Genomic DNA, 26,300 nt, shown 5'->3' with positions numbered 1-26,300 from the left:
GCCCGGCAGCATCGGAGCCGATAGGCACCCCCTGCCCACACAGGCGGCAACGCGTTCCGCTGCCGGCCAAGGTCATTGTTCTGATGGGCCGCTTGTTCTATCCCGTACCGGCTGGAAACGACAGCCGTGGATTACGTTCGAGCGGAGACCTCGTGTCAGGACAGACCTTGAAGATTGGCACGCGCAAGAGCGCGATGGCGCTGGCGCAGACCGAAGCGATCGCACGGTTGCTGCGCGCGGCCGATCCCGCGCTCGATGTCGAGATCGTCAAGTTCGAAACCCGCGGCGACCAGGACCAGACCAGCAAGCTGCTGCGCCACGGCGGCAAGGGCGGCGCCTTCGTCGCCGAAATTCGCGAGGCGATGCGCGGCGGAGAATTGCAGGCGGCGATGCACTCGCTGAAGGACGTTCCCGGCAACGAGGAGACGCCGGGCCTGATCATCGCGGCGACCCTGCCGCGCGATCCGGCCAACGACGCGCTGGTGCTGCGCGCGGGCCTTTCGCTGGATGCGTTTCGCGCATCGAAAGGTAAAGGCTTCAAGATCGGCACCAATGCGGTGCGCCGCGCCGCCTATCTGCGGCGGCTATTCCCCGAGGCCACCGTAATCCATTTCCGCGGCGCCGCCGATACCCGCGTCGCGAAGCTCGATCGCGGCGACAAGCAGCGGCTTCCCGATGGCGGCGAGGTGGGACCGGCGGATGCGCTGGTGATGGCAAGGTCAGGGCTCGAACGCATCGGAATGGCATCGCGTATCGTCCATGACTTTTCGGTTCGCGAAATGCTGCCCGCGGTAGGGCAGGGCATCGTCGCGGTGGAATGCGTCGAGAAGGACTGGGTCACGCGCGGCCGGCTCGCCAAGATCGAGGACGCCTCGTCGCGCCTCTGCGCCGACGCCGAGCGCGAAGTGCTGTGGGTTTTAAACGGCCACTGCAACTCGCCGATCGCCGGCCACGCGACGTTGGCGGGCAATGAGATGACGCTGACCGCCGCCGTGCTGGATGAAGCCGGCGACCGCTTCATCGAGGTGTCGCGGAGTGGCCGTGCGGATCGCCCCCGCGAACTCGGCCGCGCCGTCGGCCTCGACCTGCTCGACAAGGGCGCCGCCGAAATTATCGCGCGCACGCGGCCGGAGGAAGATTCGATGCTTGCGTGAGGGTGCCGGTTATCGCGCCCAGCGTCATTGCGAGCTCAGCGAAGCAATCCATCTATCCCCGAGCCGAAATGTGGATTGCTTCGCTGCGCTCGCAATGACGTGGATGCGCCGCGGCGTGCCTCTCATGCGCGGAGGTGCAATGACGCGGTGGGCGTTACAGCCACAAAATCTTCTTGCGATATTCGAGATCCGTCAGCAGCGGTTGCGCCGGTCCCTGATGGAACACCGCGCCGCGTTCCAGCGCGAAGACGCGGTCGGCGAGCGCCAGCACCAGGTCGAGATTGTGCTCGACGATCACGATGGAGATGTGTTGCCGCAGTTTGTCGAACACCTTGAACAGTTCGAGGATCACGGCCGGTGCCAGCCCCTCAAAGGGCTCGTCGAGCAGCAGGAGTTTGACGTTGCCCGACATCGCGCGCGCTACCGCCACCATCTGCTGCTCGCCGCCGGAAAGATAATCCGCCGCGACGTCCATGCGCTCGCGCAAACGCGGGAAATAGTTGAGGATCTGCGCTTCGTCCCACACCACGCCGTTGCTGCCGTCGGTCTTGCGTGCGAGACGCCCGAGCGAGAGATTTTCCCGCACCGTCATCCCGGCGAACAGGCCGCGGCCCTGCGGCACATAGCCAATGCCGGCGCGCGCTATCTCGGGCGCAGGCAGGCGGGAGATGTCCATGCCGGCATACTCAATCGTGCCCGACGATAGCGGCACGAGGCCCGCGAGCGTCTTCAGGAGTGTCGACTTGCCGGCGCCGTTGCGGCCGAGCAGGGCAACGATTTCGCCCTCGCGCACATCCAACGTAGCGTCGTGCAGGATATGGCTCTTGCCGTAGAAGGTGTTTACGCGCGTTAAGCGCAGGATCTGCGCGGCGCTCTCGCGGGCCTGCTCGCTGCTGATATGCTCGACCTCGGGAACGCCGGTGCCGGTATAGATCTCCTGCACCTTGCGGTCGGCGCGCACGGCCTCGGGCGTGCCGGTCATCAGCACTTCACCCTGGTTCATCACGGTGACGGTGCGGGAGAAGCCGAGCACGCGATCGATGTCGTGCTCAACGATCAGGACTGGAATGTTGGCGGCGATATTCTTGACCAGGTTTGCGACGCGCTCGCGCTCGGCGGCGGCTAGCCCGGCGAGCGGTTCATCCAGCAGCAGCACCTGTGGTTTGGAGCCAAGCGCAATCCCGAGATCGACCAGCCGTTGCCCGCCATAGGACAGTTCGCCGCCTTCGATTGTCTCGATGCCTTCGAGGCCGAGAAACTTGATCAGTTCCGTGGTCTCGGCGTGGATGTCCCTGTAATGATCGACGTCGCGCCACAGGTCGAAACGCCCCGGGCTTTGCGCCTGTAGCGACAGGCGGAGGTTTTCGTAGATCGACAGCCCCTTGAACAGGTTGGTGATCTGGAACGAGCGCGCCAGCCCTTGATGGCAGATCGCCTCCGACGGCACGCCCTGGATCTCGCGGCCGTTCAGCTTGATGGTGCCGCTGTCGGTCGGATAGAGGCCGGAAACCAGATTGAACAGCGTGGTTTTTCCCGCGCCGTTCGGCCCGATCAAGGCGTGGATTTCGCCCGCGCCGACCGTGAGGCTAGCATCGGTCACCGCGCGGATGCCGCCAAAGCTCTTTGAGACGCCTTGCACGTCGAGCACGGCGCCCTCGAGCGCTCTCGGCCGCAAGAAAGCGGGCAAAGGCAGGCCTTGGTAGATTTTTCGCCTGCTCATGGCGGCAGATTCCTCCGGCGGCGGCCACCAGCGCTTTGCGAGTGTCGCCCAGATGCCGACAAGGCCACCTGGCGAGTAGAGCACGAAGGCGACGAAGACGAGACCGAACCAGAGCAGCCAGTTCGGCGTCCAGATCGAAAACAACTCGCGGAACAGGATGAAGAACAGCGCGCCGATCGCCGGCCCCAGCATGCTGCGCATGCCGCCGATCACGACGATGGCGAGCAGTTCGCCTGAGAAGGGGACGGAGACCGCTTCGGCGGAGACGAGATAGTTCTGGAATCCGATCAGCCCGCCGGTAAAGCCGGTCACGACCGCCGAGATCACGAAGACGCCGAGCTTGTAGCGCTCGACCGGATAGCCCTGGAACGTGGCGCGCAACTGGTTCTCGCGGATCGCCATCAGCACATGGCCGAACGGCGAGCGCACGAGCCGCAGCAGGAGATAAAGCACGCCGAGGCAGAGTGCGGAGACGACGACGTAATAGTTGAGCGCGTTGTCGAGGCTGAAGGGGCCGATGCTGCCCCGCTTCAACCCGCCGAGGCCGTCCTCGCCGCCGGTCACCGCGGTCCAGCGAAAAGCGATGGTATAGGTTAGCGCCGACAGCGCCAGCGTCAGCAGCGAGAAATAGACGCCGCGCCGGCGCAAAATGACGAAGCCGACGAAGGTCGCAATAACGGCGACGACGATCGTCGCGAGCAGCAGCGGCAGGAAGATGTCGTTGTTGAACCAGTTGCGCTGGATCAGTCCCGCCGCATAGGCGCCAATGCCGAACCAGGCGCCGTGGCCGAACGAGACCAGCCCGGTATAGCCGATGCACAGGTTGAGCCCCATCGCGGCAATCGCGAGTGCCACCACCATGGTGCCGGTGTTGAGTGACAGGCCGAGCAGATAGAGGCCGAACGGCAGCACGATGACGGCAAGCGCGGCCAACAGCAGCGGACGATATTTGGCCGCGGGCGTCATCATTCGAACTTCTCGATACGTTCGCCGAGCAGCCCGCGCGGCCGCACCATGAGCACCAGGAACATCAGCACATAGATCGAGGCTTCACCGGCAGCCGGCGCGAAGTGGATGGTGATGCCCCTGACGACACCGACGAGCAGTGCCGCGATTACGACGCCCCAGAAGCTGCCGAGGCCGCCGATCACGACGACGACAAAGGCGACGGTGATGATCTCAGCACCCATCGCCGGATGCACGATCGTGATCGGTGCAAAGAAGGCGCCACCGAGCGCGGCCATGCCGACGCCCAGCATGACGATCGCGGTCATGTAGGGCTGCAAGCGAATGCCGAGTGCGGCGACCATGTCCGGCCGCTGGATGCCCGCGCGTACTACGCGGCCGAACGACGTCTTGTGCAGCAGCAGCCAGACACCGAGCAGGACTGCAGCGACGACGGCGAGGATAAGCAAGCGATAGCGTGAGAACAGGAAATCGCCGATGAACACCGAGCCGCGAAGCGCCTGCGGGATCGCGGCCGAGATCGGCGGCGCGCCCCAGATAATACGGATCGCCTGTTCGGTCACCATGGCGAGGGCGAACGTCACCAATAGGCTCAAGATCGGATCGGCGTCGTAGAACCTTCGCAGGATGAAACGCTCGAAGAGAATGCCGAGCAGCGCTACGGCGGCCGGCGACAGCACCACGGCCGAGCCGAAGCCGAGATACTTCGTGATTTCGACGGAGATGTAGGCGCCGAGTGCATAGAACGCGCCATGCGCGAGATTGACGATGCCGCCGACGCTGAAGATCAGCGACAGCCCAAGCGCAATCAGGAGGTAATAGCCTCCGAGCACCAGGCCATTCACCACCTGCTCCAGCAGAAAACCGAACTGCATCTGCGATCCGCGACCTTAAAACGCACCTCGAAAAAGAGACGGCGCCGGCTGTAGTCTGCCGGCGCCGTTAGCGCCAGTGTGCCTACCCGTATCGGGCTTCTATTGCGTCACAACTGCTCAAACCCCTCATCCTGAGGAGCCCGCGAGAAGCGGGCGTCTCGAAGGATGTAGGCCACAGACGGGGCCTCATGGTTCGAGACGCGCTTCGCGCTCCTCACCATGAGGGTTTATGACGTCGGATCATGCTCTATGCCTTCATGTTGCAGGGATTTTGCGTCTTCATCGGGTAGATCGTTTCAAGGTCGGCGCCCGCGGCCGGCACGGCTTCGCCGAGCACCAGCATGTCCCACTTGTCCTTCATCTCAGCCTTCGGCTTCACCGTGAACGGGTAGGCCTCCTGGACGAGCTGATGGTCCCAGGATCGGAAATACGCCTTGCGCGACTTCATGATGTCGAACTGCGTCTGCTTCTCGAAATAGCCGATCAGCGCGTCGCTCTCGGTCGACTTGGTCTCGGTGATCGCCTGCGCGATCATTTTCAGCGTGATGTATTCGATCCAGGCATGGTTCTCCGGCGGCTTGCCGTATTTCTTGCTGAAGGCCTCGACGAAGGTCTTGGACGCCGGATTGTCGAGCGTGTGATACCAGACTGTCGGCCAGGTGCCGGAAAGATTGCCTTCGCCCATCGCCCAGGCGTCGCCGGTGTTGAGGTTGAAGCCGACGAGGGGATAGGGGAAGCCGAACTCGGCATACTGCTTGACGAGGTTGGTGACCTGGTTGCCGGCGAGGTTGCAGCAGACGACATCGGGCTTGGCCTGCCGCACCTTCAGGAGATACGGGCTGAAATCGGTAACGTCGGTCGCGATCAGCTCGTCGCCGATCAGGGTAGCGTCGTTGGCGCTGAAGAAGGCCTTCGCCGCTTTCAAGAGGTCGTGGCCGAAAATGTAGTCCGCCGTCAGCGTGACGAACTTCTTGCCCTTCACCATGCCCTTCTGCTTGAGCGCGGTGCCGACGGCGTTGACCATCACCGTGTTGGGAATGTCGCAATGGAAGGAGTAGCGGTTGCAATCCTTGCCGCGCAGCGCGTCCGAGCGCGCGCCGGTCGAGAAGAACACCTTCTTGTTGCGTTCGGCGACCTGCATGATGGTCAGCGACGAGGCGGATGAGATTTCGCCGAACAAGAGCACGGCGCCGTCCTGCTCGATCATGCGCTGCGCCTTGGTCGAGGCGGTGGCGGGGTTGACGGAGTCTTCCGACATCAGGTCGATCTGTTTGCCCATGATGCCGCCGGACGCGTTGATCTCCTCCGCCGCCATCTTCACCCCTAGCTGGGCGTAGCTGCCGATCGCGCCGAGGAAACCGGTCAGCGGCACAAGATGGCCGATTTTGATCCGCGCGGCCTGTGCACGGACGATGGCAGGAGATCCGATAGCGGATACGCCGGCAAAAGCGGCGCCGGCCTTCAACAGCGCGCGTCGGCTAAAGCGGGTCATGACTGATCTCCTCCCGAGAGTTCGCCCTGACGTTCTCCCTCCGATTCCCGCTCATGCGACAATGTGAGAGACGTTCTTTTATTATTGTAGGATATTTCCGGACGCGGTGTCGGCTGTCAACGCCAAATGCGTCGCAGTCGCGTTCTGCCCGTTCGGAGAGGATTTAGATCGATCGGATCAGGAGGATTTCGCCACACCTCGTGCGCCGAATTCGATCGACAGTCGGCTGGCGGCCGATTGCACCAGCTTGGCGCGGCTCTGCACTACCTCGTCGGTCATGCGCCAGATCGGGCCGGAGATGCCGAGTGCGCCGATCACTTCGCCGGTGAAATGATACACCGGCACCGCAACGCAGCGGACTTCGGCGTTGTATTCGCCGTCATCGAAGGCGATCGCGCTGCGGCGGATTTCGGCGATCTCGCGCATCAGCACGGCGGGATCGGTGATCGATTTTTTCGTCGAGGGTTTCAGCTCGACGCGTTCGAGGAAGCGTTTCAACTGATCGGGGCGGAGCGAGGCCAGCATGATCTTGCCGAGCGCCGTGCAGTGCGCCGGCCGCACCACGCCGACGCGGTCGGCCAATTGAAACGCACCGGCCCCACTGGTGCGGGCAATTACGACCACGGCATCGCCCATTCGCACGGCAAAATGACCGCTTTCGCCGGTCTCCCGCGACAGCTCTTCCAAAATCGGCGTCGCCAGATTGACCATCTCGATTTCGTCGAGCGCGCTTGCCGCCAGCGCAAACAGCGGCCGGCCGACGCGGTAGCGCTTGGAATCGCGCTCCTGCCGGAGATAGCCGAGCGAGACCAGCGTCTTGGCGAGGTGGAAGGTGGTGGAGTTGTGCAGGCCCACCAGCTTGCTGAGATCAGCTAGTCCAATGCCTTCGCGGTGGCGCGCGACTTCTTCCAGGATCGAAAACGCGCGCCCGAGCGACTGCACGCCGCCGCGCGCGCGCTCCTCGGCTTCGTCGTCGATGTTGGGCTCGCTCGACGGCATCAGCCTTGCGATCGAGACCTTGCGAGGAGGTGCCTGCTTATCGCTCGTCTTCGGCTTGGTGCGCGGCTTCACAGAATCATTTCTCCAAGTGGGCGAGGCGAACTCTATTCAGGCCGTCCTCGCCCGGCAACTGCGTCGCGCCACTATACCACAATAGCAATTGACGTACAGTATTATGAGAAATAGGTTCTGCCCGGTCGCCAGCCGCGCATATCCAAGACGCAGAGGCCGCTGAGGGCGCAGGGAGAGAGTGAATCGATGTCGCGTAACATGCTCAACGGCGCCCAGGTCATCGTCGACTATCTGATCCAGGAAAAGGTGCCGCAGGTGTTCGGCCTGTGTGGCCACGGCAACATCCAGTTCATCGACGCGCTGTACGAGCGTTCCCACGATATCAAGACGATCTCGGTGCATCACGAGAGCGTCGCCGGCTTCATGGCCGACGTTTACTACCGCGTCTCGGGCCGGCCGACGGCGACGTTTACCTCCTGCGGGCCCGGTTCGGCGAACCTGCCGATCTCGCTGGCCAACGCCTTTCTCGATTCCGTGCCGTTCCTGGCGGTGACCGGCAACGTGCCGACCAGCCAGTTCAACCGCGGCGCCTTCCAGGAGATGTACCGGCATCATCAGGCCGATTTTCCGTCCACCGTGCGCACGATCTGCAAGAAGGTGTTCCAGCCGACGCGCGGCGAGATGGTGCCGCTGGCGGTCCGGCAGGCCTGGAAGACCATGACGACGGGCCGCCCCGGGCCTGTCGTGCTCGACGTGCCGTTCGACGTGTTCATGGAATCGGCGGCCGAGGAGGCGCCGAATGCGATCGAGTGGAATGCCAACATATCGAGCCGCTGCGGCGCCGATCCGGAGGGCGTGGTGAAAGCCGTCGACATGCTGCTCGGCGCCGAGCGGCCGACGATCATTGTTGGCCAGGGCGTGCGCTATGGCGGCGCGGCGGAGGAACTGCTGCGGCTCGCCGAGCGGCTGCAGATTCCGGTCGCGGCTTCCGCCAGCGGCCTCGGCGCGATCGACTGCAACCATCCGCTGGCGCTGGGCCTCGTTGCGCGCGCGGGGCACTACCAGGCCAACCATGCAACGCGTCAGGCCGACGTACTGCTGGCAATGGGCATGCGGTTCGACGATCGCACCTCGAGCTCATGGATCCCGGGCTATTCCTTCACGATCCCGCCGACGCGGCTGATCCATGTCGACATCGATCCCGAGGAGATCGGCCGCAACTATCCGGTCGCGCTCGGCCTGATGGCCGACGTGCGCACCTTCCTGCGGCAGGTTCATGCCGAACTCGATCGCCGCGCCGATCTCGCAAAGAAGCTGGACGCGCGCAAGAAGTGGCTTTCGCAGATCGATGGCTATCGGAAAGAGTGGGACAAGTTCGTCGCTCCCGGCTTTTCCGACGACACCACGCCGATCAATCCGCAGCGGGCCGCGCTAGAAATCGACAAGGCGCTGCCGGAGGATGCCGTCCTCGTCAGCGACATCGGCGTGCATCACAACTGGCTGCTCGGCTTCTGCAAGCCGCGTCGGCCGGATTCGCTGATCGGCTCGATGGGATTTGGCCCGATGGGCTTTGGCGTTGCCGGCGTGATGGGCGCGAAGTTTGCCGCTCCCGACCGTGCCTGCGTCTCGGTGTGCGGCGACGGCGCGTTCTTCATGCACGCCAATGTGCTGGGGACGGCGGTGGAATATAATCTGCCCGTGGTCTGGGTGGTCTGGAACAATTACGCCTACGCCTCGATCCGCGGGCTGCAGCGCGGCTATCTCGGCGGCCGCGAGCTTGCGACCGATTTCCACGATCCCAACACCGGCGAGCGCTACAATCCGGATTTCGCCGCGATGGCGCGTTCCTGCGGCGTCGAGGGCGTGCGGGTCGATCGCGCCGGCGATCTCGGCGAGGCCATCCGCAAAGGCATCGCCGCCAACAAGCCGTATCTGATCGACGTCGATATCGCCGCCGACATCAATCCGGTCGGTGCGGGCGTCTGGGAATTGCCTGGGCTCGGGCAGAGCAAGGCCGGCATCGGCACGCGCTATCAGCCCGCCTGATCTCACTTCGAGGAAATCACATGCTGCTGGCAGGCAAGAAAGTCGTCGTCGTCGGTGGTTCCTCCGGCATCGGCTTGTCGACCGCGGAGATGGCGAAGCGCGAGGGCGCCGACGTCATCATTGCGTCCCGCAATGTCAAAAAGCTCGACCAGGTGGCGGAGAAGCTGAACGCCATCGCGATTCCCGCCGACGTCACCAGCGACGACAGCGTGGCAAAGCTGTTTCGCCGTTGCGGCCCGGTCGATCACGTCGTGGTGACGGCGGCGCAGCTTCGCACCGGCCCGTTCAAGACGGTAGCGATGGAGGATGTTCGCGCCACGATGGAAGGCAAGTTCTGGGGTGCATGGCGGGTCGCGCGCGAGGCCGAAATCCGCGCCGGCGGCTCGCTGACCCTGGTCTCGGGTTTTCTCAGCGTCCGTCCGCGGCCGAACTCGGCAATCATCAGCGCCGCCAACGGCGCGCTGGAGTCACTGGCGAGGGCGCTGGCGCTGGAATTGGCGCCGGTGCGCGTCAATGCGGTCTCGCCGGGCGTGATCGACACCCCGATCCGCGCTGCGATGCCGGAAGAGGCGCGGCGCGACATGCTGGCGAAGACGGCGGCGGCGCTGCCGGTCGGGCGCGTTGGTGCGGCTGAGGACATCGCGCGGCAAATCCTGAGCTTCATGGCGAACGGTTTTGCGACGGGATCGATCGTCTATATCGATGGCGGGGCGCTAGTGATCTGACCGGCAAAGGAGGCAATCATGGCTCCAGAAAACAACGGCGCCTTCATCCGCAACATCGCCGAAGTGCCGTGGCGCGAATTCCCCAATCACTTTGGCGGCGCGCTGTCAAAACCGCTGGTGATGCCGGAGACCGCGGGCTCCCGCCACATCGACTATCGCATCTCGATGTACCAGCCGATGGCCCATGTCGCGCGCCACAAGCACCTTGTGCAGGAGCAGATCTATCACGTGCTCGAAGGCGAGGGGCTGATGGAGATTGCAGGAAAAAATCACGTGGTGCGCAAGCACGACGTCATCTTCCTACCGCCCGGCGTCGAACACGCGATCTCGAACTCGGGGCTGGTCGACTTGGTTTTTCTGGTGATCACCTCTCCGGTGACGGAGGAGAAGAGGCCGGCGTGAGGTCGTTAGATGACGTGTGGATGAATAAGCCACGCGGGGACTGCCACCTCTCCCGCTTGCGGGGGAGGTCGGATCACATCGTCAGATGTGATCCCGGTGGGGGCTCTCTCCACACGAACAGCGTGACTCGCGGCGACACCCCCACCCCAGCCCTCCCCCGCAAGCGGGAGAGGGAGCGCAGCTTCCGCGCGGCTGCAATTGTACCTGTTCTGATCACACTGCGGCAATCACGCCGCCAGATCCTGTAGCAGCAGCGACGAGCCGCGAATCAGCACCTTGCGTCCCTTTGCCGTGATGGCGGGTGCGTCGCCGTGCATCACGGCGAGTTCGAGCGCGATCAGGCCGTCGATCGTGGTGCGGCTCATGCGCGGCAGCCGTGATGCCGGGTTGCGCAATGCCTTCAACGTTTCCCACTGGGACGGCGTCAGGTCGTAGTCGAATTCTTCGTTCATGGTGCCTCGGCTTCCACAATTCTTGTGGCGCCTCATAGCGAGCGCACATGAAATTCGTGCGACCGCAACGAGACGGGATTTCGACAAGCGGCGATGCGCTGTCACATCATCGTGTCATTGGAACTGGTCGATGTTGTCGAATCACGCGCGTGGGCCAAAAACAAATGACGCTGGCGCAGGTCGCGTGAGCACGGGCGGTAAAAAGACCGCCCAATCGCCGGAAGCCTTAAGAGAAAGTTACTAACCAAAGGTAAACGTGCCGGCGATTGGCTGCGTAGGGTGGGCAAAGCGCAGCGTGCCCACCATCTTTTGTGCCGGGGGAATGGTGGGCATGTCGCTTACGCTCCTTTGCCCATCCTACGATTCACGCGATTATCCCCGCCTGACACTCGCGCCGCCGTCGACCGGCAATGTCACGCCGGTGACAAAACTCGCTTCATCCGACGCAAGAAACAGCGCGGCGTTGGCGACGTCCCAGCCGGTGCCCATTTTCTGGCGCAGCGGCACCTTGCTGTCGCGCTCCGCCTCAACCTCGGCACGGCTCTTCTTGAATTCGCGGGCGCGGGTGTCGACTGCCATCGGCGTGTTCATCAGCCCGGGCAGGATGACATTGGCGCGGATGCCGTATTGCGCGTTCTGGTAGGCGAGCTGTTCGGTGAAGGCGATCATCGCCGACTTGGTTGCCTTGTAGGCGACGTAAGGATAGGTCGTGATCGCGGCCATTGAGGAGATGTTGATGATGGCGCCGCTTCGTTGCGCTCGCATGATCGGGATGACGTGCTTGGCCGCCCACACGCAGCTCTTCAGGTTGATCGCGACGCAGCGGTCGAACGCTTCCTCGCTGATCTCAAGCAGTTCGGCATCGCCGCCGGCCAGGCTGACGCCGACATTATTGTGCAGCACGTCTATGCGGCCCCAGCGTGCTTGTGCGTCTGCTACCATCGCCTTGAGCTCGGCATTTTTGGTAACGTCGGCTTTGAAGGCCACCGCGGTGCCGCCGCTCGCGGCGATCATGTCGATGGTCTCCTGCGCCGATTGCAGATTGTGATCGACGCACAGCACCTTGGCGCCTTCGCGCGCAAAGGTCAGCGCGGTGGCGCGGCCGTTGCCGATGCCTTCGCCGGGGCTCTGGCCGGCGCCGACGACGATGGCGACACGATCTTTCAGGCGCATCTCGTTCCACTCCCGGGATCGGGTACTGTTCCAGTACCTCTTTGTAATAGGGCACGTTGTCGGCTTGGGTTCACCTACCCATAGAGCGCTTTATGCTCCCGCTCGTAGTTGGCGTAGGAATCCTTGATGCTCGCCATGTTCAAAAGCATGGTGGCGACAGGCGTATCGTCTTTTGCGAACACGGTCGTACGCATCCACACGCTTTCGGTGCGGCGGCTGCCGCTGAGCGCGACGACCTCGCGTTCGGTTGCATAGTTCTCGCCGACGAATAGCGGCCCGCGCAGCAGGCGGATCTCCTGATCCGCGAACAGCCCGATCGCGGGTCCGCGGACCGGCAGCCGGTCTTCGCGGGCGCGGTACTGAAACAGCACGCTCAGCATTTCGAACGGGATGATCGCGCGGCCCCATGGATTGAGCTCCTGGGAATAATACGCTGAAGGCTCGGTGATGACCTTCAGCTTCTCGGCAAGCGAAAATGGATAGAGATCGCCCATGTGCTGGTCGAAATCCATTCTGACGGTCTGTCGTCCGACCTTCATGCCGACCTTGACGTCGGCGAGGATGACAGGATCGGCGAGCGGCTTCAATTCGCCGAGCCGCCGGGAAAGCGCCGTTTCCATTACGTCGCCGACGGAAGCGGTGCCGCGCAAAATCTCGGTGCCGTCGTGCTTGGTCATGCCGATCGCGCAAGTCATTTGCCCCGGTTTCGGTTTCTCGATGTTGGCCTGCACTTCTTCACCTTCGAAGGCGGGATTGCGGTAGTGCGCGGACAGGCAGCCGGTTTCGAACCAGGTCTGGCCCCAGATCCGTTCGCACAAGGGTGCGAACTGGCTGAAGTGGGTCGGGCCCTCGATGGTGCCGCCCTGAAACCCGAGCTTCTGCGCGGTCGCATCGTCGTGAATCGAGGCGTGCGAATCATAGACCTGCGCGTGGAGCATCTGCCTCGGGCTCCGCCATGGCCCGACGAGCAGATTGCCGCTCTCCAATATCTCGGTCCTGAAGGCCGGTTCTGTCATCGCTGGCGTCTCCCTTTAATTTCCGAGCGTTTCAAAGAAGGCGGGCTCCCGCAAGAGGCTCGCCGATCCACAACACGGGCGAGATATGCCCTGCGGCCATGAATTCGCGCTGGGCACGCATAGCAAAATCGGTGCATGCTGTTCGCAATTAGACCGGTTCAAATAACCGGCGGAACGTGCGACAGGGAGCGGACGAATGGCGTTGATGGAAGTGGGACTGGACGACAAGTACCGTCTGGATGCGAAACGGATTTTTCTGTCCGGTACGCAGGCGCTGGTCCGCCTTCCCATGTTGCAGCGCGAACGCGACCGCGCACAGGGGCTCAATACCGCAGGCTTCATCTCCGGCTATCGCGGCTCGCCACTCGGCATGTACGATCACGCGCTGTGGCGCGCCAAAACTTTCCTCAAGCAGCATGACATCGAGTTCTCACCCGGTCTCAACGAGGACCTGGCGGCTACCGCTGTTTGGGGCAGCCAGCAGGTCGGCATGTTCCCGGGCGCCAAGGTCGATGGCGTATTCGGCATCTGGTATGGCAAGGGCCCCGGCGTCGACCGTTCCGTCGATGCGCTGAAGCATGCCAACTCCGCCGGCACCTCGCCGAATGGCGGCGTGATTGCGCTGGCCGGCGACGACCATGGCTGCCAGTCCTCGACGCTCGCCCATCAGAGCGAGCAGGTGTTCGCGGCAGCGCTGATGCCGGTGGTCAACCCGGCCACGCTGCAGGATTATCTCGATCTCGGCATTTTGGGCTTTGCGCTGTCGCGCTATTCAGGCTGCTGGGTCGGCTTCAAGGCGATTTCCGAGACGGTCGAAAGCTCGGCCTCGATCGTCAGCGATCCCGATCGCATCAAGATCATCACGCCCGACGATTTCGAGATGCCGCCGGGCGGGCTTTCGATCCGCTGGCCGGATGCACCGATGGAGCAGGAGCGGCGCTTGCACGGCCCGAAGATGCAGGCGGTCGCCGCGTTCGCGCGCGTCAATCGCTTCGACCGGATCGTGCTGGATTCAAAGCCGGCGCGGCTCGGCATCGTGGCGACCGGCAAGGCCTATCTTGATCTGCGGCAGGCGCTGGCCGATCTCGGCATCACCGATGCCGAAGCACAGGCGCTTGGTTTGCGCATCTACAAGGTGGCGCTGACCTGGCCGCTGGAGGAATCCGGCGCGCGGGCCTTTGCGGAAGGCCTGCAGGATGTGCTGGTGGTCGAGGAGAAGCGCGGCTTTATCGAGGACCAGCTTGTCCGCATTCTCTACAATATGGATGCCGCGAAGCGCCCTTCGGTGGTCGGCAAGCGTGACGAGAGCGGCGCGATGCTGTTGCCGAGCGAAGGCGAGTTGACGCCGACCATGGTGGCGGCGGCCGTCGTGGCGCGGTTGCGAAAACTCGGTCATCGCAGCCCGGCGCTGGAGCAGCGTCTGGCAAAACTCGAGGCGTTCGACCGTCCCGCGGACGGCGTCGGCGCCGCAAAGCTGCAGCGGACACCGTATTTTTGCTCGGGCTGTCCGCACAACACCTCGACCAAGATCCCCGAGGGCAGCCGCGCGATGGCCGGCATCGGCTGTCACGGCATGGCGCTGTCGGTGCCGAACCGCCGCACCCAGACGATCTCGCATATGGGCGCGGAAGGCGTCACCTGGATCGGGCAGGCGCCGTTCACCAGCGAAGCACATGTGTTCCAGAATTTGGGCGATGGCACCTACACCCATTCCGGCCTGCTCGCGATCCGTGCGGCGGCCGCCGCCGGCGTCAATATCACCTACAAGATCCTCTATAATGATGCGGTCGCGATGACCGGCGGCCAGCCGGCCGAAGGCGGGCTCTCGGTATCGCAGATCGCGCATCAGGTTTCGGCGGAGGGCGCCAAGCGGCTTGCCATCGTCTCCGACGATCCCGAGAAATATCCCAGCAACTATTTTCCCGCCGGCGCAACGATTCATCACCGCCGCGAGCTCGACGCCGTGCAGAAAGAGCTGCGCGAGGTCAAGGGTCTCACGGTCCTGATCTATGACCAGACCTGCGCGGCGGAAAAGCGTCGCCGCCGCAAGCGCGGGCTCTATCCGGATCCGCCGAAGCGCGTCTTCATCAACGAACGCGTCTGCGAAGGCTGCGGCGACTGCTCTTCCGTTTCGAACTGCGTCTCGGTGCAGCCGCTGGAAACCGAGTTCGGCCGCAAGCGGCGGATCGACCAGTCGAACTGCAACAAGGACTTTTCCTGCATCGAGGGCTTTTGCCCGAGCTTTGTCACGGTGCATGGCGGACGCTTGCGGAAAGCCGATCGCGCGGCGGCTGATCCCTCGGCGCTGTTTGCCGATCTGCCGACGCCGGCAGTCCCCGCGCTCGATGGCGCCTACAACATTCTCGTCACCGGCATCGGCGGTACCGGCGTCATCACCATCGGCGCGCTGCTCGGCATGGCCGCCCATGTCGAGGGCAGGGCGTGCTCGACGCTCGACTTCACAGGGCTATCGCAGAAGAACGGCGCTGTGATGAGCCATGTCCGCATCGCGCCGCAAGCTGACGATCTCTCGACCGTCCGCATCGCCCCCGGCGGCGCCAATCTCGTCCTCGGCTGCGACATCGTGGTCGCCACCAGCATCCCCGCGCTGAGCCGGGCCGAGCGCGGCGTGACGCGGGCGATCGTCAACGCCGACCTCTTGCCGACCGCGAGCTTCGTCATCAATCCCGACATCGATTTCGAGGCGGGAACGATGCGGGACGCGCTGAACGAGGCGGTCAGTGCCTCCCACCTCGACATTCTCGACGCCACCGGGCTTGCCACCGCGCTGATGGGCGACAGCATCGCCACCAACGCCTTCATACTCGGCTTTGCGTTCCAGCGCGGGGCAATCCCACTGTCGCTGGAAGCGATCATGAAGGCGATCGACCTCAATGGCGCGGCGATCGAGATGAACAAGCTCGCGTTCTCCTGGGGCCGGCTCGCGGCGCACGATCTGCCGCGCGTCGTCAGCGCCGCACGCTTCAAGAGTTCGGGCGCGGCGCCGGTCCGGCGCACGCTCGACGAAAGCATCGCGTTCCGCGCCAAGTTCCTGACGGACTACCAGAATGAGGCCTACTCGAAGCGCTATCTCGCCGAGGTCGAGCGCGTCCGCGCCGCGGAAGCCAAGGCCGCGCCGGGCTCGCATGAACTGACCGAGGCTTTTGCCAAGGGCCTGTTCAAGCTGATGGCCTACAAGGACGAATACGAGGTCGCTCGGCTTTATTCCGACGGCGAGTTTGCAAAAGCGCTGAAAGAGCAGTTCGACGGCGAGCCGGGGGTCAAGGTCAGCCTCGCGCCGCCGCTGCTGGCATCCCGCGACAAGCTGACCGGGCATTTGCGCAAGCGCGAATTCGGCTCCTGGATGTGCCGCGCCTTCGACATCCTGACCCGCTTCAAGTTCCTCCGCGGCACCGCGTTCGATCCGTTCGGCTATACAGCCGAGCGGCGGATGGAGCGGGCCTTGCCAGGCGAATATTCCGCGATGATCTTCCGCCATCTCGACAGGGCCAAGCCCCATGACTGGCCGCGTCTGGTGGCGTTGGCGAAATCAGCGGAACTCGTTCGCGGCTATGGCCACGTCAAGGAAGTCAATGTCGCGAAATACCGTGCGGAGTGCACGCGGCTGGAAGCGGCGATCGGTCAGCCGGTGGCGCAGGCCGCCGAGTAGGGGCTGTTCATCCGGCACGTGAAGTTTTTCACAGGCTGGCTCAGTCACCGGTAACCCTGAGGGTCGGAACGGCTGGAATTGTCCGGCCGGCGCCCTACATGTCGGCTGTTCTTAATTCTTTGGGTCGATTTCAGGAGGCCTGCGATGGTCCTGAAAAACGCTATTGCCGCGGCACTTTGCACGGGGCTCCTGATGTCGGGCAGCGCCGCGCTGGCAGACGAATATCGCGCGGGCGAGCTCTTCAGCCTCGATCCTTCCCAAGCCATGCTCTCACCGAAGCGACTCGGGCCGCCGACGCAATTTGCGCCGGTCCGGATCGAGGCCAGAACCGATCGCAAGCCGGTGAAGACGGAGCGCGTGGTGGTGCCCAAGGTTGCTGCGCCGAAGGTTGCTGCGCCCAAGGCTGCTTCATCCAAGACTGCTGCGCCCAAGACTGCTGCACCCAAGACCGCTGCACCCAGGACTCGTGTCGTACAGGAGCGCGTGCAGAAGCCGCGCGCTGCGGCCCCCACCAAGCAGGCGCGCCGCCATACCAATCCACTCGACGCCCAGGCCCGCGACACGCGGATCCAGACCTGGCCGTGCAAGTCCGGCGGCATCTGCGACTGGCAGCGGTGACGCGGAATTCGTGACAACATCAAACCCTCATGGTGAGGAGGCGCGTAGCGCCGTCTCGAACCACGAGGCCCCGCTCGTGCCCATTCATCCTTCGAGACGCCGCTGCGCAGCTCCTCAGGATGAGGTCTGACAGCAGGGATTGATGGGTTTCGCTTCGCTAACCCACCCTACAATTCTTCACCTTCATCCACCTGTCGCAAAACCTTCGGCCAGCATTCAAATTGCTCGGGCACACCTTCGTCGTGATTCGACGAGGGGTGTTCGATGCCGATTGCGATTCGCGCCAAGCCCGCCCTGACGCGGCGTCAATGGCTGGTACGCTCCGCCGCAACGTTCGCCGTCGCTGGTTTCGGCGGCCTCACCAGACCCTACCTCAGCCGCGCCGCGGATCGGCCACTCATCACCAGTGGAATTCAATCGGGCGACGTCTCGGCCAATTCCGCGGTGATCTGGGCGCGCGCCGACCGGGCCGCGCGGATGCAGGTCGAATGCTCGGCCAGCGAAGATTTCAAGACCATCATCGGCACGGCTTCCGCCGATGCGTTGCCGGATGCCGACTTCACTTCGAAAGTTCTGCTCGACGGACTGCCGCCGGGGCAGGATATTTTCTATCGCGTGCGGTTTGAAAGCGAGCCGGGAATCGCCGGCGAGGCGCAGGTCGGGCACCTTCGCACCGCGCCCACGGCACGAAGCAATGTATCGTTCGCCTGGTCGGGCGATACGACGGGGCAGGGCTGGGGCATCGACGAAAGCCGCGCTGGCATGCGGACTTACCGGACCATGCTCAACAACCGCCCGGACTTCTTCATCCATTGCGGCGACCACATCTATGCGGACTGCCCGGTGGAGCGGGAACTGACGCTGCCCGATGGCGGGGTCTGGCGAAACCTCGTTACCGAGGAAAAGTCTGTCGTCGCCCAAACCCTCGCGCAGTTCCGCGGCAACTACAAATACAACTGGCTCGATCCAAATTTTCGCGCCTTCCATGCCGCCGTCCCCTTGTTCGCGCAATGGGACGATCACGAGGTGACGAACGACTGGGCGCCGGTCGGCACGGCCGACGCGAGCGGCTATGCCGAGGACGGCACCTCGCATCTGGTGGCGCGGGCGCGCCGCGCGTTCCATGAATTCATGCCGATGCGCGCGACACCCGCACAGGAAGACGGCCGCATCTATCGCAAGATCGCCTACGGCCCGCTGCTCGATGTCTTCATGATCGACATGCGCAGCTACCGCGATTCCACCTTCAATAAGCGCGACGACCACAGCGACACCTGCATCCTCGGCGCGGCGCAACTAGCCTGGCTGAAGCGCGAACTGGTGGCTTCCGACGCCACCTGGAAGGTGATCGCGGCCGACATGCCGATCGGCCTGTTTAGCGAGGACGCGATTGCGCTCGGCGACGGCCCGCCGGAGCGGCGCGAGCATGAGATCGCCGATTTGCTGTCGTTCATGAAGCGCGCCGGCATCCGCAACATTGTCTGGCTGACCGCCGATATGCATTACACGGCCGCGCATCACTACGATCCGAACCGCGCGATCTATCAGGATTTCGAGCCGTTCTGGGAATTCGTCTCCGGCCCGCTGCATGCGGGCACCTGGGCGCCGGCCCCGCTCGACAATACGTTCGGCCCGAAAGCGATGTTCCAGAAGGGGTGCAGCGGCGAGAATCTCGCCCCCTGTTTCGGCCTACAGTTTTTCGGCCGCGTCGACATCGACGGCAAGACCGGAGTCATGACCGTGACATTGAAGGACGTCGACGACCGCGACCTGTGGTCGGTCGATATCGAGCCCCGCCCGGATGCGCGGCCCGGCCGGATCATGGCGCAGCATATCTGAGGCGTTCGGCCGGCGGGCCGTCGGCACAGAATTCCTGACGACCGTCCATGTTCGCGCCTCATAGTCTGGCTAGGCTTCATCGCGCGAGGCGTGTGTTGCCGGAACGGCAGCCGGAGATTGCATGCCGTTTCTTGATGGGGCACAATTCGCCTGTCCCTCCCGACCGGAGCGCTGCCATGTTTGTTGCCGATAGCAAGCGCCTGACGCATCAGGGCGCGAAAAGGATCATGGCGACGGCGCTGGAATTGGCCGGCCAGGCCGGCATCGCGATCTCCTGTGCCGTGGTGGATGCCGGTGGGCATGTGATCCTGATCGAACGAATGGACGGCGGCCGCTTCCATACTGTGCACTCCTGCACCACCAAGGCGGTCTGCGCCGCGTCGAACCGGCGTCCGACCACGGCGAAAGGCGCGGCCGGCCAGGACCTCGACGTCAGCCATGCGATCGGGCTCGCGCTCGCCGCCGGACCGGAGCGGTGGACGGCGATGGAAGGGGGCGTGCCGGTGCTGGTCGACCGCGAATGCATCGGCGGTGTCGGCGTCAGCGGCGGCGATTGGGAGACCGATTTGCGGATCGCCAGGTCGGCCGTCGAGTCGATCGGTGCGAGGTGGGAATGAAGTAGCAGGGACCGAAGCCGGCCGGACGAACGCGGCCTTTGAGAACGGCACGGTCTTTGAGAGCAAGGTCCTTGGGAGGGCAAAGTGATGGGTGCCGATCCGCTCCGCGTGGCCTGTATCGGGATGGGATGGTGGTCCGACGTGCTGGCGGATGCCATCCAGCGCTCGGGCAAGCTCGCGATCCGCGGCTGCTACACAAGGTCGGATGAGAAACGCAAAAATTTCGCGGCAAAATACCGCTGCCGGCCGGCCGCGAGCTATGAGGCGCTGCTGGCCGATGCCGAGATCGAGGCGATCATCAACACGACGCCGAACGATGTGCATCTGGCGACGACCTGCGCTGCCGCAGCCGCCGGCAAGCACGTTTTTCTGGACAAGCCGATCGCCAACACCATAGCGGACGGCCGCGCCATCACCGAGGCCTGTCGCAAGGCCGGGGTGGTGCTGGCGCTCGGCTATCAGCGGCGGCGCGAGAGCCATTTCCGCTACATCAGGCGAGAGATCGACGCCGGCCGGTTCGGCAGGCTCGTCAATGCCGAGGCGAACATCAGCCGCGATCGCCTCGGCAAGATCGATCTCGCCTCCTGGCGCTACCAGGCCGCAGGCATGCCGGGCGGCGTGATGCTGCAGATCGGGATCCACTATGTCGACGTGCTCGCCTACCTGATCGGGCCGATCCAAGCGGTACGCGCACAATCGGTGCAACTGGTGCTGCCCGGCGACAATCCGGATGTCGCGAGCCTGATCCTGCAGCATGAGAACGGCGCGCTTTCGACGCTGAACGCAAGCTACGCCTCGGCGTCCGAGTATTACCTGATGAACGTCTACGGCAAGGACATGACGGCGTTCTACGATTTGCACAACGGGCTGCGGTTGCTCAAGCGCGGTGAGAGCCAGCCGGTGGCGGTGCCATGTGCCAGCAACGATACCCTGGTCGAAGAGCTCGAGGAATTTGCCGAGGCGGCGCGCGGTCAGCGCCAGCACGAAGTCGGCGGCGAGGAGGCGACGCGATCGCTCGCGGTCGTGCGCGCCGGCATTCTTTCGGCGCGTGAGGGGCGTTCGGTCGAGGTCGCGGAAATATTGAACGACGGAAGCGTGTGACCGCGCAGCAGCAAGGGACAGGAGCGCGCGTTATGAAACCTTGCACGTGTCTCTGGGAAGCCTGCCTGGTTGCGATGCTGTTCGCTGGCATCGCAGGACCGGTGCGTGCGCAGGCTTACCCCTCCAGGGCGATTACGGTGATCGTGCCGTTCCCTCCCGGAGGCGCCAGCGACGTCGTGGCGCGGATCGTCACCAACCAGATGTCGAAGATCCTCGGGCAATCCATCGTCATCGAGAATGTCAGCGGCGCCGGCGGCACAGTCGGCAGCGGCCGCGCAGCGGCTGCCGCACCCGACGGCTATACCGTGCTTGCCGCCGCCATGGGCTCGCATGTCGCGGCTCCAGTGCTGACGCCGAACCTCAAATACGATCCCGTTGCCGACTTCGTGCCGATCGGCATCACCGCGCATTCCCCGGCGATCGTAATCGCGCGGAAGGATTTCCCGGCAAACGATCTGAAGGAGTTCGTCGCAGTGCTGCGGCAAAGGGGTGATGCGGTGAAGCAGGCTCATGGCGGCGTCGGCGCGTCCTCGCATATGGCATGCCTGCTGTTCACCGCGGGACTCGGCGCGAATCCGGCGCTCGTTGCCTATCGCGGATCAGGCCCGGCCCTGAATGATCTGGTCGGCGGTCACGTCGACTTCATGTGCGAGCAATCGGTCAGCGTGGCGGAGTCGGTTTTGGCAGGTTCGGTCAAGGCTTTCGCGGTCTCTGCCGCGAAACGCCTCGAAACGCTGCCGAATGTTCCGACCGCTGGGGAGGCCGGCATCAACTATGAGATGAGCGTCTGGGCGGGACTGTTTGCGCCGAAAGGCGTTTCGCGCGAAATCATCGCGAGGCTTTCCGATGCGCTCGACCGGGCGCTCGATGAGCCCGTCGTACGCGAGCGGATCGCCCAGCTCGGCGGCTCGATCCCGGCAAAGGACGAACGCAATCCGGCGGCATTCGACCGCTTCGTTCGGTCCGAGATCGCACGCTGGGCACCCATTCTTGCCGCGGCGGCCGGAACAGGGAAGTGAGGCGTCTCGTGTGTCACATGAACGGCTCATGGCGTCACCGCGAGATGGCCGCATACGGCCAGCGGCACGGAAAGCCCAATGTCCTTACCATCGCACCCCTGACCTGTCTCGGATCGCTTGCTCGCGGGCGATCTCAATAGGGGCCAATTTCGCTGAGTGAAACAGCCGGCGCATGCGTCCTTCGTCGCGCATCGGCCGCAAAAGACAGAACGCGTTAGCGTGGCCTTGCCCAAGAACAGGCGTTGTGCAAATCCCGGCTCCGAGCCGGCCTGCGGATCCATTCTGTTCCGCCCGCCGGAATTCGGGTTTTCGCTACACACGGGCGCGGCTCCAGTCCATACTGGATCGCATCAAAGGGAGGTCTTTCAAATGCGTGAAGCTGTCATCGTTTCCTATGCACGTACGGGGCTGGCGAAGTCCGGCCGCGGCGGATTCAACATTACCCCGCCGATGTCGATGGCGGCTCACGCCATCAAGCACGCCGTCGAGCGCGCCGGCGTCGACAAGGAATATGTCGAGGACTGCTATCTCGGCAATTGCGCGCATGGCGCGCCGAATATCGGCCGCCAGGCCGCGCTGCTCGCCGGATTGCCGAAATCGACCGCTGGCGTCTCGGTGAACCGCTTCTGCTCCTCCGGCCTGCAGACCATCGCGATGGCCGCCAACTCGATCCGCTCTGACGGAGCTGACTGCATCGTGGCCGGCGGCGTCGAGAGCATCTCGATCCCCGGCGGCGGCTCGCCCAAGGAATCGATCGATCCGGACCTGCTCAAGGTCGCGCCCGATATCTTCATGGCGATGATCGATACCGCCGATATCGTTGCCGAGCGCTACAAGCTCAGCCGCGAATATCAGGACGAGTATTCGCTGGAATCGCAGCGCCGCATGGCCGCCGCCCAGCAGGCCAACAAGTTCAAGGACGAAATCGTCCCGATGAAGACCAAGATGAAGGTGGTCGACAAGCAGACCAAGGCGGAGAGCATCGTCGACTACACCGTCGACCGCGACGAATGCAATCGTCCCGATACGACGATGGAAGGCCTTGGCAAGCTCGAGCCGGTCAAGGGCCCGGGCAAGTACGTCACCGCCGGCAACGCCAGCCAGCTCTCGGATGGCGCGGCGGCGGTCGTTCTGATGGAAGCCAAGGATGCCGAGAAGCGCGGTCTCAATCCGATGGGCCGCTTCGTCGCCTGGGCGGCGGCGGGCTGCGAGCCGGACGAGATGGGCATCGGCCCGATCTACGCCGTGCCAAAACTTCTGAAGCGCCATGGTCTGAAGATCGACGACATCGATCTCTGGGAGCTCAACGAAGCCTTTGCCAGCCAGTGTCTCTATTCCCGCGACAAGCTCGGCATCGATCCGGAGAAGTACAACGTCAACGGCGGCTCGATCGCGATCGGCCATCCCTTCGGCATGACCGGTGCGCGTCTCACCGGCCACATCCTGCAGGAAGGCCGGCGGCGCAAGGCCAAGTGGGGCGTCGTCACGATGTGCATCGGCGGCGGCCAGGGCGGCGCCGGCCTGTTCGAGATCTATAGCTGAGATTTTTCGAACGCAGCGACACGCAAAACAAAGAGAATGGCCCCGCGAGGGGCCATTTTTCGTTTGGGGACATCCGGACCGAACGCGCAACGCGATGCGATCCGAGGCGTCAATAACGATACTTCTTCTTGATGATCACTCGTCCGATCGCTTCGCTTGTTGTGGCCGTGTCGCGCATGCGTGCGCCGCGAGAGGCAAAGCTGCGAACGTCGATAAAGCAAGCGCCCACCGGAAACCGGCAGCGCCGCGCTTCAATCCAGCGTGGGACGAGAATGGGCAGGTTTTACTCTTGCTTGCGGAAGGCTGGGAGCGGGCGCATCATCGCGCCATAACAATCAAATTGGGGAGGCTGCCATGAGCGGGGTTTCACGCCGTCATTTCCTGAGCTTGGCCGGATCGGCCGCGGTCGCCGCGATGTCCGGAAGCGCCCATGCCGCGATGGGGCCGAATGACAAATTCGACCTCGTGATCAAGGGCGGCGACGTGCTCGATCCGAGTCAGTCACTCAAGGGCAAGCGCGATATCGGTATCCGCTGGGGTGTGATCGAGGCGGTCGAGAACGAGATTCCGGCCGCGCGCGCCGCCAAGACCATCGATGCCTCAGGCAAGCTGGTGACACCCGGCCTGATCGATCTGCATTCGCACGTCTACCCCTATGGTTCGGCGATCGGCATTCCCGCCGACGAGCTGGTGCAGGCCCAGGCCACCACCACGGTGGTGTCGGCAGGCGATGCCGGCGTCAACAATCTCGCGGCGCTGCGGCGTTACATCGTGGCGCAATCGCGGGCGCGAATTTACGCCTTCGTTCACATCGCCAACAACGGCCTGTCCGGTTTCCCGGTCGCCGAGCTCTACAACATCGACTACGCGCAAGTCGATGCCTGCGCGATGGCGCTGGCGGAAAATCCGGACTTCCTGCTCGGCGTGAAGGTCAGGATGTCGGAGAACGTGATCGCCAAGCACGGGCTGGAGCCGCTGAAGCGCGGCATCAAGGCCTGCGAGATGTGCGGCTGGCCGGCCAAGATGATGGTGCATATCGGCGGCGTCGAGACCAAGGAGCTGATGTCGCAGATTCTCGACCTGATGCGGCCGGGCGATGTGCTGACGCATGCCTATTCCGGCGCTCCGAACATCGCCGGCGCCTTCACTAACATCGTGCAGGATGGCAAGCTGCTGCCATCAGCGCTCGCCGCCAAGCAGCGCGGCGTGATGTTCGACGTCGGCCATGGCGGCGGCAGTTTTGATTTCACGGTGGCGGAGGTCGCGCTTCCGGGCGGCTGCACACCGGATACGATCTCCTCCGACATCCACGTCTTCTCCGGCAACTCGCCAGGCATGCCGTATTTGCCGAACGTCATGAGCAAGTTCTTCACGCTCGGCCTTACATTGGAGCAGGTGGTGGCGGCGGCGACATCGACGCCGGCGAAAATCATCAACCGCGCGCCCAAGATCGGCACGCTGCAGATCGGCGCACCCGGCGACGTCGCGATTATGGATCTGGTGGAGGCGCAGACCTCGTTCGTCGACACCCGCAACAACAAGCGCGAGGGCAAGCTGTTGCTCAAGCCCGTGCAGAACGTGATCAACGGCGTGCCGTTTGGCCGGCCCTACCAGGCGCCGTTCGCGGTGCGGTGAGGGGGGTGGACTCGTTAACGCGAAGCCACAGCCGTATTGATGCGAACTGGATGAAGGCGAGGTAGTTGGCTGCGGCTTGTCATCCCAGCATCAGGCCCGCTTTCGGGACGGCGCAGGCATGAACCGGCAAGCAGAACCGGTTGAATCGGTCGGAAATGACCCACTCTGGACATCGGGGGATCGAACTGCCGCAGCGCAGCAGTTAACGGCTTCGGCATCCGCCCATTGTCGGTGAAGCCATATTCCTGATCCCAGTCGGTGCCGTCCTTCGGCATCACGCGAATGCCCGCTGGCCTGCAGCACCCGAGCGGTGTGGCCTTCCGGTCAGAGGGCTCGGGGCGTATTCTAGAAAGATAGAAGTAGCCAGCTCAGGAGGACCAATGTTGCGTTGGGTTGAGTCCCAATCGATTCTCGGCATCACGCTTCTTGTATTCGGCTTCTGTTACGTGTTGACGATGGCGACTTTCGGCGCAGCGGCAATCCTGTCCCGGCGCGCAGTGGCGAGGGAGCTGAAGGCGGCCTCGCCTGTGACGTTGACGCCTCTAGCGGTTATCCTGGCCCTGCTCCTCGCCTTCCTGTCCTCGCGCGTATGGACAAATGTCGATCGCGCCGGGGAATATGTCGGTCAGGAAGCCAGTGCTCTCCGACAGGCCGTGCTCCTCGCGGATACTTTTCCACCGGATGTTCGGAACAATCTGCGCGATAGCATCAAGCGCCACTTCCATTTCATCGAAACGCAGGATTGGCCAGCGATGGGCAGGGGCGAAGCCAACTTGCAAGCAATCCCGACTGGATTGACTGACGCGGTGGCGGCGGTCCTTTCCTTTACGCCCGCACAAGCCGCTCAGCAGCTGGCCCAGGAGCGCGCTTTGGTGGCGATCGAACATGCATTTGAAGCCCGGCGAGATAGAATTCGGCTCAGCCAGCTTCAGATCGCGCCGATCCAGTGGGCAGTCATCGTTGTCCTGACGATGCTGATCCTCGTGACGATCGCAATGATACATATCGATAATCGAACAGCGATGGCGACGACCATGTTGATCTTTTCAACGGCAGTCGCCGTGTGCCTCGTCCTTCTCATGGTCTACGACCGGCCTTTTGCCTTTGGCGGCGTGACCATGGCACCGACAGCGTTTCGAGAGGTCGCTGTGGATTGACATCCTATACCCTCGGGAACGGAGGCCGCGACGGGACCAAGGGGCGCCGCAAGAAAAGATGACCACACGC

21 protein-coding genes are annotated in these 26,300 nt (G+C 63.7%); 13 read left to right on the top strand and 8 right to left on the bottom strand.

Annotated features, from left to right (window positions below):
* Positions 1–167 precede the first annotated feature (167 nt).
* Positions 168–1,154 carry a hydroxymethylbilane synthase gene (gene hemC / locus YUO_RS0108410; protein ID WP_035726467.1) on the top strand — a complete coding sequence of 329 codons (987 nt, stop codon included), beginning with the start codon at positions 168–170 and terminating at the stop codon, positions 1,152–1,154.
* 154 nt (positions 1,155–1,308) lie between these two features.
* Here hemC and YUO_RS0108405 read toward each other — a convergent pair whose 3' ends face one another.
* From YUO_RS0108405 to YUO_RS0108390, 4 genes are all read right to left on the bottom strand, one after another.
* Entirely contained in the window at positions 1,309–3,843 is a 2,535-nt protein-coding gene (locus tag YUO_RS0108405; RefSeq protein ID WP_235782659.1) for a branched-chain amino acid ABC transporter ATP-binding protein/permease, read from the bottom strand.
* The gene (locus YUO_RS0108400; protein ID WP_028346849.1) at positions 3,840–4,715 is read right to left on the bottom strand and encodes a branched-chain amino acid ABC transporter permease; all 876 of its coding nucleotides are present in this window, start codon (positions 4,713–4,715) and stop codon (positions 3,840–3,842) included. The genes YUO_RS0108405 and YUO_RS0108400 overlap by 4 nt, the downstream gene beginning before the upstream one ends.
* Positions 4,716–4,962: 247 nt before the next feature.
* On the bottom strand, positions 4,963–6,207 hold the full coding sequence (locus tag YUO_RS40205; RefSeq protein ID WP_035726307.1) for an ABC transporter substrate-binding protein: 1,245 nt from the start codon (positions 6,205–6,207) through the stop codon (positions 4,963–4,965).
* A gap of 177 nt (positions 6,208–6,384) precedes the next feature.
* Positions 6,385–7,278: an IclR family transcriptional regulator gene (locus YUO_RS0108390; RefSeq protein ID WP_028346848.1), complete on the bottom strand. Its 894-nt coding sequence runs from the start codon at positions 7,276–7,278 to the stop codon at positions 6,385–6,387.
* Positions 7,279–7,464: 186 nt separating this feature from the next.
* On the opposite strand from YUO_RS0108390, the gene YUO_RS0108385 reads away from it, so the two are divergent.
* From YUO_RS0108385 to YUO_RS0108375, 3 genes are read left to right on the top strand one after another with little or no spacing between them, the layout of a single operon-like run.
* Positions 7,465–9,264 (top strand): thiamine pyrophosphate-binding protein, encoded by a 1,800-nt coding sequence (locus tag YUO_RS0108385; RefSeq protein WP_028346847.1) that lies wholly within the window; start codon positions 7,465–7,467, stop codon positions 9,262–9,264.
* A 20-nt stretch (positions 9,265–9,284) separates the two neighbouring features.
* On the top strand, positions 9,285–9,989 hold the full coding sequence (locus tag YUO_RS0108380) for an SDR family oxidoreductase (protein ID WP_028346846.1): 705 nt from the start codon (positions 9,285–9,287) through the stop codon (positions 9,987–9,989).
* An 18-nt stretch (positions 9,990–10,007) separates the two neighbouring features.
* Positions 10,008–10,391 carry a cupin domain-containing protein gene (locus tag YUO_RS0108375; protein WP_051379321.1) on the top strand — a complete coding sequence of 128 codons (384 nt, stop codon included), beginning with the start codon at positions 10,008–10,010 and terminating at the stop codon, positions 10,389–10,391.
* A 227-nt stretch (positions 10,392–10,618) separates the two neighbouring features.
* Here the strand turns inward: YUO_RS0108375 and YUO_RS0108370 are convergent, their stop codons facing one another.
* The 3 genes from YUO_RS0108370 to YUO_RS0108360 all read right to left on the bottom strand — a co-directional run bounded on the left by YUO_RS0108370 (position 10,619) and on the right by YUO_RS0108360 (position 13,032).
* The gene (locus YUO_RS0108370) at positions 10,619–10,843 is read right to left on the bottom strand and encodes a hypothetical protein (protein WP_028346844.1); all 225 of its coding nucleotides are present in this window, start codon (positions 10,841–10,843) and stop codon (positions 10,619–10,621) included.
* Positions 10,844–11,215: 372 nt separating this feature from the next.
* Positions 11,216–12,016: an SDR family NAD(P)-dependent oxidoreductase gene (locus tag YUO_RS0108365; protein WP_028346843.1), complete on the bottom strand. Its 801-nt coding sequence runs from the start codon at positions 12,014–12,016 to the stop codon at positions 11,216–11,218.
* A 74-nt stretch (positions 12,017–12,090) separates the two neighbouring features.
* Positions 12,091–13,032: a hypothetical protein gene (locus tag YUO_RS0108360; protein WP_028346842.1), complete on the bottom strand. Its 942-nt coding sequence runs from the start codon at positions 13,030–13,032 to the stop codon at positions 12,091–12,093.
* Positions 13,033–13,228: 196 nt separating this feature from the next.
* Between YUO_RS0108360 and YUO_RS0108355 the strand changes: the two genes are divergently transcribed.
* The 8 genes from YUO_RS0108355 to YUO_RS0108315 all read left to right on the top strand — a co-directional run bounded on the left by YUO_RS0108355 (position 13,229) and on the right by YUO_RS0108315 (position 25,073).
* The gene (locus YUO_RS0108355; RefSeq protein WP_028346841.1) at positions 13,229–16,702 is read left to right on the top strand and encodes an indolepyruvate ferredoxin oxidoreductase family protein; all 3,474 of its coding nucleotides are present in this window, start codon (positions 13,229–13,231) and stop codon (positions 16,700–16,702) included.
* A 144-nt stretch (positions 16,703–16,846) separates the two neighbouring features.
* Positions 16,847–17,320, top strand: a complete 474-nt coding sequence (locus tag YUO_RS0108350) for a hypothetical protein (protein ID WP_028346840.1) — start codon at positions 16,847–16,849, stop codon at positions 17,318–17,320.
* A gap of 264 nt (positions 17,321–17,584) precedes the next feature.
* A complete protein-coding gene (locus YUO_RS0108345) occupies positions 17,585–19,159 on the top strand; it encodes an alkaline phosphatase D family protein (protein ID WP_028346839.1) in 1,575 nt (524 codons plus the stop codon).
* A 176-nt stretch (positions 19,160–19,335) separates the two neighbouring features.
* Complete coding sequence (locus YUO_RS0108340; RefSeq protein WP_028346838.1) at positions 19,336–19,776, top strand: GlcG/HbpS family heme-binding protein; 441 nt, start codon at positions 19,336–19,338, stop codon at positions 19,774–19,776.
* A gap of 87 nt (positions 19,777–19,863) precedes the next feature.
* The gene (locus YUO_RS43715) at positions 19,864–20,877 is read left to right on the top strand and encodes a Gfo/Idh/MocA family protein (protein WP_051379320.1); all 1,014 of its coding nucleotides are present in this window, start codon (positions 19,864–19,866) and stop codon (positions 20,875–20,877) included.
* Between the two features lie 32 nt (positions 20,878–20,909).
* Positions 20,910–21,896 carry a tripartite tricarboxylate transporter substrate-binding protein gene (locus YUO_RS0108330; protein ID WP_051379367.1) on the top strand — a complete coding sequence of 329 codons (987 nt, stop codon included), beginning with the start codon at positions 20,910–20,912 and terminating at the stop codon, positions 21,894–21,896.
* Positions 21,897–22,265: 369 nt separating this feature from the next.
* Positions 22,266–23,438: a thiolase family protein gene (locus tag YUO_RS0108325; protein ID WP_028346836.1), complete on the top strand. Its 1,173-nt coding sequence runs from the start codon at positions 22,266–22,268 to the stop codon at positions 23,436–23,438.
* A gap of 354 nt (positions 23,439–23,792) precedes the next feature.
* Positions 23,793–25,073, top strand: coding sequence for an amidohydrolase family protein (locus YUO_RS0108315; protein WP_028346835.1), 1,281 nt, complete (start codon positions 23,793–23,795; stop codon positions 25,071–25,073).
* Positions 25,074–25,087: 14 nt separating this feature from the next.
* On the opposite strand, the gene YUO_RS47100 is transcribed toward YUO_RS0108315, so the two are convergent.
* A complete protein-coding gene (locus YUO_RS47100; RefSeq protein ID WP_198028007.1) occupies positions 25,088–25,348 on the bottom strand; it encodes a hypothetical protein in 261 nt (86 codons plus the stop codon).
* 105 nt (positions 25,349–25,453) lie between these two features.
* Here YUO_RS47100 and YUO_RS0108310 point away from each other — a divergent pair, with 105 nt between their 5' ends.
* Positions 25,454–26,230 (top strand): bestrophin-like domain, encoded by a 777-nt coding sequence (locus tag YUO_RS0108310; protein ID WP_028346834.1) that lies wholly within the window; start codon positions 25,454–25,456, stop codon positions 26,228–26,230.
* Positions 26,231–26,300: the final 70 nt, after the last annotated feature.

Source organism: Bradyrhizobium murdochi (assembly GCF_000472965.1).
Lineage (GTDB): Bacteria > Pseudomonadota > Alphaproteobacteria > Rhizobiales > Xanthobacteraceae > Bradyrhizobium > Bradyrhizobium murdochi.
This window is presented reverse-complemented; position numbering and strand designations above follow the sequence as displayed.